This is a genomic window from Chryseobacterium kimseyorum, from assembly GCF_025971945.1.
Lineage (GTDB): Bacteria > Bacteroidota > Bacteroidia > Flavobacteriales > Weeksellaceae > Chryseobacterium > Chryseobacterium kimseyorum.
Map to the genome: position 1 here is coordinate 471,702 of NZ_JAPDHW010000001.1, position 13,678 is coordinate 485,379.

At 34.8% G+C, this 13,678-nt stretch carries 13 protein-coding genes; 4 read left to right on the top strand and 9 right to left on the bottom strand.

Annotated elements, in window-relative coordinates; translation table 11 throughout:
- Positions 1-12 precede the first annotated feature (12 nt).
- Genes OMO38_RS02295 through OMO38_RS02305 form a run of 3 tightly spaced genes read right to left on the bottom strand, consistent with a single transcriptional unit; the run spans position 13 to position 3,078 of the window.
- Positions 13-1,158, bottom strand: coding sequence for a hypothetical protein (locus OMO38_RS02295; protein WP_264748628.1), 1,146 nt, complete (start codon positions 1,156-1,158; stop codon positions 13-15).
- Positions 1,159-1,183: 25 nt separating this feature from the next.
- Positions 1,184-2,083, bottom strand: a complete 900-nt coding sequence (locus tag OMO38_RS02300; protein ID WP_264748629.1) for a TssN family type VI secretion system protein — start codon at positions 2,081-2,083, stop codon at positions 1,184-1,186.
- 53 nt (positions 2,084-2,136) lie between these two features.
- Positions 2,137-3,078, bottom strand: coding sequence for a type VI secretion system baseplate subunit TssG (locus OMO38_RS02305; RefSeq protein ID WP_264748630.1), 942 nt, complete (start codon positions 3,076-3,078; stop codon positions 2,137-2,139).
- Positions 3,079-3,352: 274 nt separating this feature from the next.
- Between OMO38_RS02305 and OMO38_RS02310 the strand changes: the two genes are divergently transcribed.
- From OMO38_RS02310 to OMO38_RS02325, 4 genes are all read left to right on the top strand, one after another.
- Positions 3,353-4,144, top strand: coding sequence for a S1/P1 nuclease (locus OMO38_RS02310; protein ID WP_264748631.1), 792 nt, complete (start codon positions 3,353-3,355; stop codon positions 4,142-4,144).
- 397 nt (positions 4,145-4,541) lie between these two features.
- A complete protein-coding gene (locus tag OMO38_RS02315) occupies positions 4,542-5,408 on the top strand; it encodes a sigma-70 family RNA polymerase sigma factor (RefSeq protein WP_034757900.1) in 867 nt (288 codons plus the stop codon).
- 67 nt (positions 5,409-5,475) lie between these two features.
- Positions 5,476-5,943 (top strand): hypothetical protein, encoded by a 468-nt coding sequence (locus OMO38_RS02320; protein WP_264748632.1) that lies wholly within the window; start codon positions 5,476-5,478, stop codon positions 5,941-5,943.
- 9 nt (positions 5,944-5,952) lie between these two features.
- Complete coding sequence (locus tag OMO38_RS02325; RefSeq protein WP_264748633.1) at positions 5,953-7,071, top strand: FAD-dependent monooxygenase; 1,119 nt, start codon at positions 5,953-5,955, stop codon at positions 7,069-7,071.
- Positions 7,072-7,119: 48 nt separating this feature from the next.
- Here the strand turns inward: OMO38_RS02325 and OMO38_RS02330 are convergent, their stop codons facing one another.
- From OMO38_RS02330 to OMO38_RS02355, 6 genes are read right to left on the bottom strand one after another with little or no spacing between them, the layout of a single operon-like run.
- On the bottom strand, positions 7,120-7,593 hold the full coding sequence (locus OMO38_RS02330) for a DUF3347 domain-containing protein (RefSeq protein ID WP_264748634.1): 474 nt from the start codon (positions 7,591-7,593) through the stop codon (positions 7,120-7,122).
- A 1-nt stretch (position 7,594) separates the two neighbouring features.
- The gene (locus OMO38_RS02335; RefSeq protein WP_264748635.1) at positions 7,595-9,799 is read right to left on the bottom strand and encodes a TonB-dependent receptor plug domain-containing protein; all 2,205 of its coding nucleotides are present in this window, start codon (positions 9,797-9,799) and stop codon (positions 7,595-7,597) included.
- Between the two features lie 42 nt (positions 9,800-9,841).
- Positions 9,842-10,651: a 3-deoxy-8-phosphooctulonate synthase gene (kdsA, locus tag OMO38_RS02340; protein WP_264748636.1), complete on the bottom strand. Its 810-nt coding sequence runs from the start codon at positions 10,649-10,651 to the stop codon at positions 9,842-9,844.
- Entirely contained in the window at positions 10,648-11,520 is an 873-nt protein-coding gene (locus OMO38_RS02345) for a tetratricopeptide repeat protein (RefSeq protein WP_264748637.1), read from the bottom strand. Before OMO38_RS02345 ends, kdsA begins: the two co-directional genes overlap by 4 nt.
- On the bottom strand, positions 11,517-12,047 hold the full coding sequence (locus tag OMO38_RS02350) for a DUF1697 domain-containing protein (RefSeq protein WP_264748638.1): 531 nt from the start codon (positions 12,045-12,047) through the stop codon (positions 11,517-11,519). Before OMO38_RS02350 ends, OMO38_RS02345 begins: the two co-directional genes overlap by 4 nt.
- 35 nt (positions 12,048-12,082) lie before the next feature.
- Positions 12,083-13,576, bottom strand: a complete 1,494-nt coding sequence (locus OMO38_RS02355; RefSeq protein WP_264748639.1) for an LTA synthase family protein — start codon at positions 13,574-13,576, stop codon at positions 12,083-12,085.
- Positions 13,577-13,678 lie beyond the last annotated feature (102 nt).

Here is a 13,678-nt window from a genome sequence, read left to right on the forward strand (position 1 = left end):
AATTAGAAGTGATTAATCTAAAACGCTCCAACCTCTTTTCGGATTGGTGTTTGAAGAAACTTCCTGTTCGTTGACGATGATATTTTCTTTTCTCTGCCCGATGTAATCCAGTTCGCTCAGTTTAGAGAAAATAATTTCCAAACTTCTTAGCATCTGCTGAATATATAAAAGCGGTTCGCCACAGTTATGATGGTCATAATTGGTTTCTGCAACGGTAGATAACTGATTTAATAAAGTATGAGGCGCAATTTCGCTCCATTCCAAGCTGTAATTGAGCATTTCCTCCAGTTCTGCAGGCACCAAAACCTGTGTGGCATTGTACATTCTTAATGCAAGTTTTGCAAAAGATTCAATCAAGAAAACCGGTGCCTGATAAGGAATGATGTTTCTGAACTGGAAATACATGTCCCCAAAAGTAGTCACCAAAACTGTACATAAAGATTTTACGTTCAAGGCCAACGCAGTATTTTGATTTTTGTGTGAAGCTTTCTGAATGATTTTAAAAGCATACTGCTGCAGATTTCCAATTGATTTTGCATAGCTGTTATAGTAATCAATTAACGTAGGATGACTTTGCACAGAGGTACATGGCGGAATAAAATTAGAATTTACCTGAGTGATATTTCCTTTAAAATCAACTTTACCTACAACCAAATAATTTCCTCCCGAATAACTGCTGTTCAGTGATGAAACCGGCAACAATTCGATATGATAATTGGCATGCGCATTCGGATGTCTTGGTGGAATCTCCTCAGGATCAATATCTCCAAAAGGAACTTTATCAAAAGGATTCACCGAAATGAGGATATAATATTCACCGTCGATATTATCTTCTTCCATGTTCATCGACTTTGCAAGAGATTTTACGCTCACTCTCCTATCTCTCAGTTCAATTCTGTAACCAGCCAGTGTAACGGCACTGCAGTGTTTGATTACAAGCTGTACATCGTTGGTTGCCGTATTGTGAACATCAAAAATTGTTTTATCGGTAAAGTCATTCGGAATTGGCAACAGTCCGTAGTTGTATGTTGTAATGGCCAATGAATTGGCATCTCTGATGGTATCAATTAAAAAATTATCCTGATCATTCAGGTGTCTTTGGGAAACCTTCATCCCATCGACCCAGTTGATTGCAAAATGTTTGATTGGCTGTATCATAGTAATACTTTTTTAAAATTTGTGATTATGCTTTTCTTTTTCCTTCTTCTTCATGCTGAATGACCCTTTTACAGATCACAACTTCGTTCTCTGATATACCGTTGGTGTTGATATCCTGATCAAAATCGATATATTTTCTGAAACTGAAAAAAGATTTTTTAGTGTAAAATATCCAGTAGTAAGATTCTCTGCTCTCGTCTGACAGGTGGATTATCGATTTTGGATTTTTATGATTGTAATCGTCTACCACACGGAAAAACCAGTCTCCAAATGTAACTCCTGTAGGTAAAGTTTTTGCTTTAATTCTGAAACGGTTGGCATCTTCAAGATTCTTGCTCAGCTCTACATTTAAAACCATTAAACGGTCAAAATCTGCACCTTCAAAATCCGGTGGTTTCTGATCCGGAGAATATCTCCATGTTTTATAGATATCTACCGGGATACTGATAAACTGAATATAGCAATAATGAAAGACCATCGGTACAAAAAATATCAAAGCACTGGTCGCTGACATTACCGGATATCCCTGATCTTTACTGATCCACCTGAAAATAAGCACAAATAAGTACGCACCCAATAGAACACAGGTAATTGAAAGTACAGATTCAAACAAAACACTCAAGCCAAATGACTGAATGTGTTTACGGAAAAACCGGTGCATTAAATTAACGTGAAAAATTCCAAGTAAAAGGTAGATAGCCTGTGAAATCAAGTACCAATATGGGTTGAAAAGATTTCCTGAAAAGCCGAAAAATCCAGGAATTGCCAGACACAAACTGCACAGCAAAACGTAGATAATGATCACCTTGATTTTTATTGCAGGCTGATTTCTTCTGATGACACCCATGATGCCCATCATAATTACCGCCAGCAACGGCACTAATATAAATCTTAAAAATACACCTTTGACTGATGAAAATTCCATTTAATTCAATTAATAATGATTGTGATTGATGATTGTAAATATAACAAAATATTTTACAGAAAAGTAGAGAAACCTAGCCGGTTAGAATTTCTTTCGTCGTCTTCCAGCATGAATGAATATTCTTTCTTTTCTGTGATAAAATTTTCCTCTATATCGACATGTACCGGAAGACAGTAATCGTACAGAGCCTGTAAAACCTTTCTGAAAGGATTTCCCGGAATATACTTTTTCATTTCGTTGTACGGAATCGGGCCAACATTGACCACCCAATTTCTTTCTCCATCCATGTGTTTACCGCTTGGGATATACGTAACGCCGAGTTTCGAGTTTCCTAAAAGTATAGAGTCATCCTCTTCCTCAATTCTGTCGATAACATTTGGTGTAAAAGAAATTTCTACCGGAACCTGCAAAAAAGAAGTCATACAGCGCTCGAACCATTTTTTATCACCTCTTATCTGATGGAAAAATGGCAGAATATGAATAAAAATATAGGCATTCTTTTTATCCAGCATCTTGACAATCGGCCACAGTTCTGAAAATACCGTCAAAAGTGAGTCGGTATCACTTGCGAGATCGAAGTCATATTCTTTAAGCAAGGCACCTATTTCTGTAAAGAAAATTTCAAGTTCAAAAGGCATGAAAAATTTCCTTGCATCTTCTTCTACTCTTTTTTGCTTTCTGATTTCGTTCACCACACTTTCCACATTTTTTCTTGAAGTGTTGAGTGATGGCGGATGAAAAAGTCCTTCAGGTAAATAATCGTAAATACCTTCTCTGTAGGTTTTTATACTCAAAACTTCTTCGTCAAAACCAAGATACTGGCTGGAAATACTTTTAATATCTTTTAAATAAGCCCTGTCATTAATCCCAATCCTGTCGATGAAAATATTGCTGACTGCCCGATGGTATTTCAGGAGGTTGACGGCAACTGCTTCAGCTTTGAAATCTGTCTGCAGTTTGTTATAATGCATATCTACAATGCTATTGTCGTACATACTTTGTGTTTCGTGATTGTGGTTGTTAATGTAAAGATAATATATCTCTCAAATTTGAAAAGTATTTTCTCTACAATTTTTTTCAAATATTTTCTTTATCCAATTTAGCAATAATTTTACAATCCACTGAGTAAAAATTTGAGAATTTTTAAAATGTAGAGCGGAAATTAAATTTATTTAACACTCGATAAATATCATAAGAAAACATTGCCAAATTTCTCTGATTATAAAAACTCTACCCTATCTTTGCCCTTTAAAAAATATTATTAAAAAAATGAAAAGTATTTATTCTAAAATGCTGCTTTTAATGATGATCTCCAGCTCAATATATGCTTTTGCGTGGGGATTGACGGGACATCGAGTGATTGCAGAGATTGCAGAAAATCATCTGTCGGGAAAAGCAAAAAGAGAAATTAGAAAAATGATGGGACAGGAACGTTTGGCATACTGGGCAAACTGGCCAGATTTCATCAAATCTGATACTACAGGAGTTTGGAAGCAGACTTCGGTTTGGCATTATGTGAATATAGATCCACAGACTGATTTTACATCCTTTGAAAAAAACCTGAAAGCCCAGTCTGGCCCAAGCCTCTACTCTCAGATTAAAACTTTATCGTCGCAGATAAAAGACGAAAAAACTTCTGAAAAAGACAGAAAAATAGCTTTGATCTTTCTGATTCACATGATGGGAGATCTTTCTCAGCCGATGCATACGGGAAGATCTGAAGATTTAGGCGGTAATAAAATCAATGTTACTTATTTTGGTGACAAAACAAATTTACACTCAGTTTGGGACGGAAAATTAGTAGATTCTCAAAAATACAGCTATACAGAATATGCTAAACTTTTGGATATTAAATCTAAGGAAGAGGTAAAGCAAATTCAGTCTGGAACGCTTGAAAACTGGCTATACGATTCTCATCAGATTGCAAATAAAATCTATGCACAAACTCCTAACGATTCTAAATTATCTTACGATTATCAGTATAAATTTAATGATACCATGGAGAGACAGCTTCTTTATGGAGGCTTAAGACTGGCAAAAGTATTGAATGATCTATTCTAAGATGAATTGTGAATAAGTGAATTTTAAAAGTCAATTTTCAATTCTACATATATAAAGTGAAACTTCGGTTTCACTTTTTTTTATTCCGTAAGTGTACGTGTTTTTCGAAATGAAACGGAGAAAAATCTATCGAGAATCCTTGAACTTCTTACAAACTCTGTCTTAATCAAAGACTTCCCACCACGCTTTCCTGTACGCTATTTCGTGAGACCTAGCTGAAAATTCTTTCAAAAAAATTTTGATGCGACATCTTCATTAATTAAAAACAATATCGATAATTTACAACTAAAAATCCGTCTTTATTTTAATTAAATGAAAAATAATTAAAAAAAGTGTAACCTTTTGTTAGTTTCAAACGTATAATATACAGTAACTCTATTTTTGAGAATAAAAATAAATGAGACAATTAAAAATAACCAAGCAGGTTACCAACAGGGAAACCGCTTCACTAGACAAGTATTTGCAGGAAATTGGTAAAGTAGAACTGATTACCGCAGACGAAGAAGTTGATTTGGCACAAAAGATCCGCGCCGGCGACAGAGTCGCGTTGGAGAAACTGATCAAAGCCAACCTTCGTTTCGTAGTTTCAGTATCTAAGCAGTACCAAAACCAAGGTCTATCTCTTCCCGATTTGATCAATGAAGGAAATTTAGGATTGATGAAGGCTGCAAAAAGATATGACGAAACAAGAGGTTTTAAATTTATCTCTTACGCCGTATGGTGGATTCGTCAGTCGATTTTGCAGGCTTTGGCTGAGCAGTCAAGAATTGTAAGATTACCGCTGAACAAAATTGGTTCGATCAACAAAATCAATAAAGCATACGCTCACCTTGAACAGGAAAATGAAAGACCACCTTCTCCGGAAGAATTGGCTGAAGTTCTTGACATGAGTGAAGAAGACATCAAAGAATCAATGAAAAACTCTGGAAGACACCTGTCTATGGATGCACCATTGGTGGAAGGTGAAGATTCTAACCTGTATGACGTATTGCGTTCTGGAGAATCTCCAAGCCCAGATAAAGATTTGATGCTTGAATCTCTTCAGATTGAAATTGAAAGAGCATTGAACACGTTGACTCCAAGAGAGGCAGATTTGGTAAGATTATATTTCGGACTGAACGGTAAACATCCAATGACTTTGGAAGAAATCGGTGAAACTTTTGACCTTACAAGAGAAAGAGTTCGTCAGATTAAAGAAAAAGCAATTAAAAGACTGAAACACAATACCAGAAGTAAGATTTTGAAGTCTTATTTAGGTAAATAATTTTAGTTTAAATAATTTATTAAGCGGAGTTTGAATTTTTCAGGCTCCGTTTTTTTTACATTTGAATATGGAAATATATTTAGCTTTTGGAACACTAATTTTCCTCTTTATTCTAGGGAATCTAGCATTTCACAATTATAATAAGAATAAGCATGAAAAGTTTTTAGCATCTTTATCCGGAAAAGGATTTATCAAACTTAATAGTATAAATACTGATATTGATATATCAAGTAGTAACTCTATTTATAATTATCAGATTAATAAATCTACTATCATTCTTTTGAATGACCATATTTTTTTACTTATCAAAAGTAAAATTTTTAACGTAGCTCAACCTATCCTGCAAATAAGCAGGATTGAAAATAGAGAAAATTTTGCTTACATTTGGGAGAAAATCAATTATATTTCAAAACAGAAGGCTGATGATAAAATTAGGATTAAAGGCTATTCAAAAAGAGGATTAGCAAAGATCGATTACAGAATCATTTTAGATTTTAGCGGAAAAAAATGTGATTTAATTTATTTTAAATTTTAAAAATTTTAAATGAATCCAATCTCAATTATAGGAGCCGGAATTGGCGGACTGACCTTAGGAAATATTCTAAAGCAACAGAATTTAGATTTTACCATTTATGACTCTGCGACAGAAATAAAACCTGTCGGAGCGGGAATTATGATGGCAGTTAATGCAATGCAGATTTTTGAGAAATTAGGCTTAAAAGAAAAAATTGAAAATGCCGGAAACAAAATCCATGGTATTTCGATCACGGATGAAAAATTGAAAACCATTACCACGACAGATGTTTTGGCCTTAGAAAAGAAATTTAATTCCTGCAATGTTGCGATTCACAGAGCAGATTTACAGAATATTTTGGCCGAAAATCTAGGTTTTGAAAACATCATACTCAATCATAGTTTACGAACGATTAAGAAGAAAGAAAACTATCATTTACACTTTGAAAACGGAAACGGAATTGAAAGTAAAATCGTTTTCGGAGCTGACGGAATCCATTCAAAAGTAAGAAATCAAATTTTTAAGACAGGAACTATCAGAAATGCCCAACAAAAATGTTGGCGCGGACTGACAAATTTCAATCTTCCTGAACAATATTTTCATCATGCTTTGGAAATCTGGGGAAAGGGAAAACGTTTTGGTTTTGTGAAACTTTCTGATAATAAAGTCTATTGGTACGCTTTAATCAACGAAAATAAGTTTACAGAAAATATTGATTTAATGAATACCTTCAGAGATTTCAATCCTTTAGTATTACAGATTCTGGAAGCTACAAAACCGGAAAACATTATTTTAAATGACATTATTGATCTCGCTCCCCTTCCAAAATGGTATGCAGATAATCTTTGTCTGATTGGTGATGCGGCTCACGCAACCACTCCAAATATGGGACAAGGCGCCTGTCAGTCGATTGAAGATGCTTATGTGATCGGGAAATTACTGGAAGCCAACCAAGATTATCATTCGGTATTCGAAGAATTCCAAAAGATCAGAAGAATTAAAGTCGATTACATTGTCAATACCAGCTGGAAAATCGGCCGGATTTCTCAGTGGGAAAAAGGAAATATTCTACGGAACTTTGTGATGCGCATGATTCCTGAAAGTATCAATCAAAAAATGATTGAGAAAATTCTACAGCTGGAAATGTAAAAAGAAACCCCAACAGAGTTTCTTTTTACAATTATATTTAATAAAAAATTACTTAATCTCAGATTTCACAGAACCGCAATCCAACATAGATTTTCCATAATATGGGTTGACGATTTGTTTTTCATTGCTCAGCCAACTTCCTTTAGCCATCGGACAGTACTGAACAAACACAGTTTTATCAGACAGTTTATTTTCCTTCGCCAAACCGATCATTACATCAGACAATCTGTAAAAGGTTTTTCTTTGGGCATCAATAGTTTTTGCCTGAGCTATATTTTTTGCATCTGACTGCAGTGAAACCAATTGACTTTGTGGAATCATTTTCGAATTGACTGTTTTTGCAGTTTTCAAAAATTCTCCAGCTGCCATCGACGTTTTTTTAATATCGTCAGAAGCTAGTGATGACTTTATCGAAATATAATTCTGGTATAGTTCCGTAAACTGTGCACTTGATTTTTTCTGCGCATTAGCATAGACAAAAGCCAGCACTGAAAACAGAAAGGTGATGATATGTTTTTTCATTTTATTTTATCTTGAATTCCAATTTCACATTAAAGAATCTTCCCGTCAACCGTACCGGAACCGGATACATTAAACTGGTGTTTGCATCTGTAATCCACTGATTGGCAACTGTATTATTAATATTAAAAGCATTGAAAACCTGAACTCCTAAAATCAGCTCTTCAAAATTACCCCAAAAACCGTAGGTCTTTTTGTTGTCTTTTCTGTCGATAAAAACTTTCGAAAGTCCAATATCCACTCGCTTGTACGAAGGCAAAGTTTTTTGGTACTGATAAGGGTCTGTGAAAACCGGCGCTCCGTTTGGCAATCCCATTGCATACGTCAAAGTTAAATTGACACGCATTGAAGGAAATTTAGGCATATAATCCTGGTAAAACATAGAAAATCTAAACCGCTGATCTGTCGATCTTGGAATATCTCCTCTCCCATCAATATTTTCATACGTTCTGGCATAACTGGCAGACAGCCAAGAATCTATTCCGGGAACAAATTCACCAAATAATCTTGTGTCAATTCCGTAAGCGTAACCTGTAGCATTATTTTTTCCTGAATACCGAATTCTCACATTATCCATATAATATGGAATCAGATGATCCATCTTCTTATAATACAATTCTGTAGTCAGTTTAAACGGACGGTCTTCAAACTCGAACTCATAATCATTCGCAAGAATTGCCTGAATAGATCTTTGAGATTTTATATTTGGATTAAAGTTTCCATTTAAATCTTTAATTTCTTTATAAAAAGGTGCCTGATAGTAAATCCCACCCGATATTCTGAATAACATATCAGTATCCCACTCTGGTTTTATGGCAAACTGAGCTCTCGGTGAAAATATGGTTTCATCATTAAAACTCCAGTGTGCAACTCTCGCACCTGCGTTTACAAAAACTTTGCTTGAGCCCCAATAAAACTTCTGAGAATACTGTGCATAAGCAGATAATCTTGTCGGCTCAATGTGATTATTTCCCTGAATACTGTAAAATAAGTCAAGATCTGAAGCATTGGGAAATCTGGGATCATCAACAGGATGCGGTATGCTGTACCCTGATGAATCTACCAGTTTATATTCATTGGTAAGATCACGTAAATTTTCTTTTTCAAATTTAAAACCAACTTCGATATCCGTATTTATATTAGGTGAAAAACGGGTTCTGAACTGAGTTCCATAAGTTCTTACGAAAAGATCATTTCGTGCATGTTCGATCTGTCCTCCAACATCATATGAGGTGATTGGATTTCCGGTAATTGGATCAAAGGTCTGCAAAATATAGCTTGAAGCAATGGTATAGTATTCCTTCTCTCTGTTTTGATAAGAAAAACTATCCAGAGTAAATCTCCATTTATCTGATGGTTTATAGTTCATGGAGAATGTTCCCATCATATTTTTATACTGGTCATTTTCTTTACCGTTATAAAAAACAGACAGATTGATAGGTTTCTGCAAAGACCCAAAGTCTACAGACCGTTCTTTGGGAATCATATCATATTCATTCTTCGAGTAATATCCTATAAAAGACATCGTGAACTTATCGCTAAAATGGTAGTTCAGATAAGTCTGGAAATCGTAATAGGTTGGGTTAAAATCAGTATCTTCATTCAAAGTATTTAAAACCAAATTGGTATTTCTATATCTTCCTGAAAATAAAGCGGTTAATTTATTATTTTTTGAAGCTAAACCTGTCGTTAATCTACCACCAATTAAACTTGCCTCTCCTGAAAGTTCAAATTTTTCCGGCTCACGGTAATAGATATTTAAAGCTGAAGACATTTTATCCCCATATCTCGGTTCAAAACCTCCGGCAGAGAAGTTTACTGTCGAAACCATATCAGGGTTGATAATACTTAAACCTTCCTGCTGAGAATTTCTAATGAGAAACGGTCTGTAGATCTCGATATCGTTGATATAGATAAGGTTTTCATCATAGTTTCCACCACGTACCATGTATTGCGAAGATAGTTCTGTATTGCTGTTGACGTAAGGTAAAGTTTTGATAATAGCTTCAATACCTCCAGAAACACTGGCAACGTTCTGAGCATCTTTTGCAGATATTTTCACGGTCGTGAGGTCATTCGTGCTTCCTGTGACTTTTTTCTGGAAAACGACTTCCTCAATATCTGTTGTTCTTGTTGTATCTCTTTTTTTAGTTTGGGAGAATACTAACATGGGAACCATGAGGCTCAGTGGTAAAACTAGTTTTTTCAAAAGAAATTATTTAGAATTCTAAAATTAATGATTTTTTAACAATTACAAAATGGATTCTCTAACTCTTGTAAGTTTTTGTAATAAATCTTCTAATAAATCCAGTCTAAGCATGTTGGCACCATCAGATAATGCAGTTTCTGGTGTAGGATGAGTTTCTATAAAAATTCCGTCTGCACCTACTGCAATTCCTGCTTTGGCAACGGTTTCTATTAAGTCTGGTCTTCCTCCTGTTACACCAGAACTTTGATTGGGTTGCTGAAGTGAATGGGTAACATCTAAAATAACAGGAGCATACGCTCTCATTGTAGGAATTCCTCTGTAATCAACGATCAGGTCGGTATATCCAAAAGAATTTCCTCTTTCGATAATGGCAACTTTCTGATTGTCAGAATCTGTCACTTTCTGTACTGCAAACTTCATCGATTCCGGAGAAAGAAACTGTCCCTTCTTTAGTGATACACATTTTCCGGTTTTTGCTGCAGCGATTAATAAGTCGGTCTGACGAACCAGGAATGCAGGAATCTGTAAAACATCTACATACTGCGCCGCCAAAGCTGCATGCTCGTTTTCGTGGATATCTGTCGTCACAGGAACGTTAAATGTTTCCCCAACTTTTTTCAGAATTTCCAAAGATTTTTCTTCGCCAATCGAAGTGAAAGAATCTACTCTGCTTCTGTTAGCTTTTTTAAAACTTCCTTTAAAAATATAAGGAATATTGTATTTATTGGTCAGTTCAATTACTTTTTCAGCAATTCTTAAAGCCATATCTTCACCTTCGATGATGCATGGCCCTGCAATTAAAAAAAAGTTTTTTGAATCTTTGTGTTGTATGTTATCTAAGTACTGAATCATAGGATTTTACTTTGTTTTTCTTTAATTATACTTTCTAATTGTTGGATGTTTTTCTGGTAGCGGTCAATATTGGGTTCAGATTTTAATTCTTTCATCCATTTCTCTGCTACTGTTAAATTTCCTTTGTGAGCGCTTACTGCAATTGTATTGATAATCGCCTCTATTTTATTATTTTGAGTCTTGAAGGAAGAGATATTTTTTGATAAAAAATCATCCGCTTCTTTCACTTTATCCTGATGGACGAGTGAATAAATATATTCTTTCTTTACTAAATCGTCGGCTTTTTTATTATTCAAAGCTTCCAGGGAAATCTTTTCACCCTCTGCAAATTTACCTAAAGCATTGTACGAAAATGCTAATTCAAAATATAACGACTCTGTTTTAAAATTATTTTTATACAATTCTAAAAGTTTTGGCAACGCCAGCTGCGCATTGTTTGCACCGTTAAGCTTGCTGGCTCTGTTTAATATTTTTTCATTCTCCGGTTTAGAACTTTTATAGATTTCAAGCCATTTGGGTGGTGATTCCAAATTAAGTTTCTTTACTACATCATCATTGAGTCTGGCTGTTTTCAGGTTAAAGTTTCCGATTCTTGAAATCATCATGGATGACTGATGAAACTGATCTGTGACCACTTTCAGTTTTCCGTTTTCAACAACCAAATCACCCAAACTTCGGAAGGAATATCCTGCCATTTCGTCAAAGTAGATAAACCCGTACCCATATTTTTGGTCCGTTTCTTTTTTAGGTAAAACAACATATGAATTTTCAGAATCAATAACGCCGGAGTCAAACTTAAGATCCGAAACTGTTTGTGAAAACATCGAAATACTTAAGACCAGTGATGATGTAATAAATATTTTTTTCATGCCTGTATTTTTTTCAAAATTTTCTCAAATGTATTGATATTTCTGCTCGTAAACTGATCTTTCAGACTTTTCTTGCCTAAAATTTTTCCGAATGTAGACTCTAATGTATTTCCTTTCGGAACCTGCCAGTAAAAATTATGATGAATGATTTTCGCCTCTTCATTTTCTGTTTTAGAAGCATTTTCAAACTCCTTCATCAGTACTTTTTCAACGTCATGATGACCGATAAAAGCGTAGACATGTAAGTTTTCGTTTTTGTCGAATGGATTTAAATTCCAAAAACTTTCTATTTCTTCCTGAGATCTGACAAATAAAAAAGCCTCATAACTGAAATGCTCAGACATTGCTTTTTCCAGAATTGATTTCAAATCTTCAGCTTTCTTATCGGACGAGAAAACAATATTTCCTGAAGCCAAAACTGAAACTACATCAAGCATTCCGGCACTTTTGAAAACTTCGCAGACTTCCGCCATTTTCATGTTGGTTCCTTTTACATTGACGCCACGGAGGAAAGCACAGTATTTCATGGTTTTATATTTAGGTTTAGATTGAAAATGATGAGTTACTGATCTTTCATTCTTTCGTATAGATTATAATCTGTACCGGAAGGCTTCAGTTTATAAATTTTCTCTAAAAGCTTGTTGTCACTCTGCAGATGATTCTTCACACGAAATTCATTTAATAATTTGTAATGCGTTTTGTAAAAATAGGCATCTTTTCCTTCAAATAAATTACTGTAGGACAGCAGATACTTTGGCTTTCTTTTTTTAACAGTATTAATCCAATAATGAGGCTTATCTTTTTTGATCTCTTCCTGAATCTGTTTGTCGACCAATCCAACTTCATCGATTGTTTTTAAACCAGAAAAATAGGGAATATAGCCAGCCGGTTCAAGTAAAATCCATTGTTTTTTGTCTTTTTCGTACATATTAAGGAACAGTCCGATAGATCTTCTGTAATTCCATTCACCATTGCCGGTTGCGATAGAATGTATCGTTTGGAAAGCAAGCATGGGTACAATATAAAAGACAATCAATGCTGAAAGCCACCAGTTTCTTTTTATTTTCTGTTCTAAAACGAAGATTAGAACGGGAACGAAAAGCAGAATCTGAGGAACCCAGTAGTACCAATCGAAAAGGCTTTTTTGAGAAAGAAAAATAATCTGTTTCGTCCATGCAAAAATGAAAATAATCCAAAGGAAATAGTTTCTTTGATCTCGCTGTCTGATTAAGAGGATAAAACACAGCAGTTCAAAAACAGCAATTACAATCGTAAATGGGTTAAAATCTCCCGGAATTTTTAACATTCCCCAGAAGTTTCCGTAATTTAATCTAAAATATTCGATATGCTGATTGAGAGTGTAGACCCTGTCATAAGCCAGTTTTTTGGCAACAATCGTATTGTTAACAATTTCTCCAAAATACAGCCAGTTGAAAGCCACGGCAGCAGATACTCCTAAAATCCCACCTATAATATAAGGCCATCTTATTTTTTTCTTCCAAAAAATATCAACTAAAAATACGATTCCAAGGAAAATAACGGTATCAATTCTGGTAAATAAGATTAAAACCGGAAAGACAACCAGTGCCCATTTTTTCTCTTTTTTAAAACCATAATAGAGCAAAGCCATTTCAAGAAAAAACAAAATTCCATACTCCATTCCGAGAATTGAAATCTTTATGGAAGGCGGTAAAAGCCCAAAAAGAAAGATGAAAATTGCTTTATGCCAGGGGTTTTTTAACAGTAAATGAGACAGAAATAAACTTCCGATAGTGAAAAGAACAGTATTCAGAATCAAAAGCGGTTCGATGAAGTTTTCTTTTCCAAAAATCAGATTAAAAAAGTAAGAAACAAAAACATACAGATGTGTTGTGGAAGCCGAAATTTTGACGTCACCGTTGAAACCGATCACACCATAATCCAACAAATTCTGGGCAACCCGCCAGGTGATAAACGCATCTTCCTGAATGTGGTGTGTCAATAAAAAATAAAGTTTGGCAATCACTGCAAAAATTACAGCATACAACGGGAGATTCTTACTGGTGTTTTCGGCCATCGCGTTTTTTTGATGTACAAATATAATTCTATTATTCTTGAATATCAACATAAAAAAAACGGAACCGAAGTCCCGTTTTAAAGTATTTACAATATTGATTTT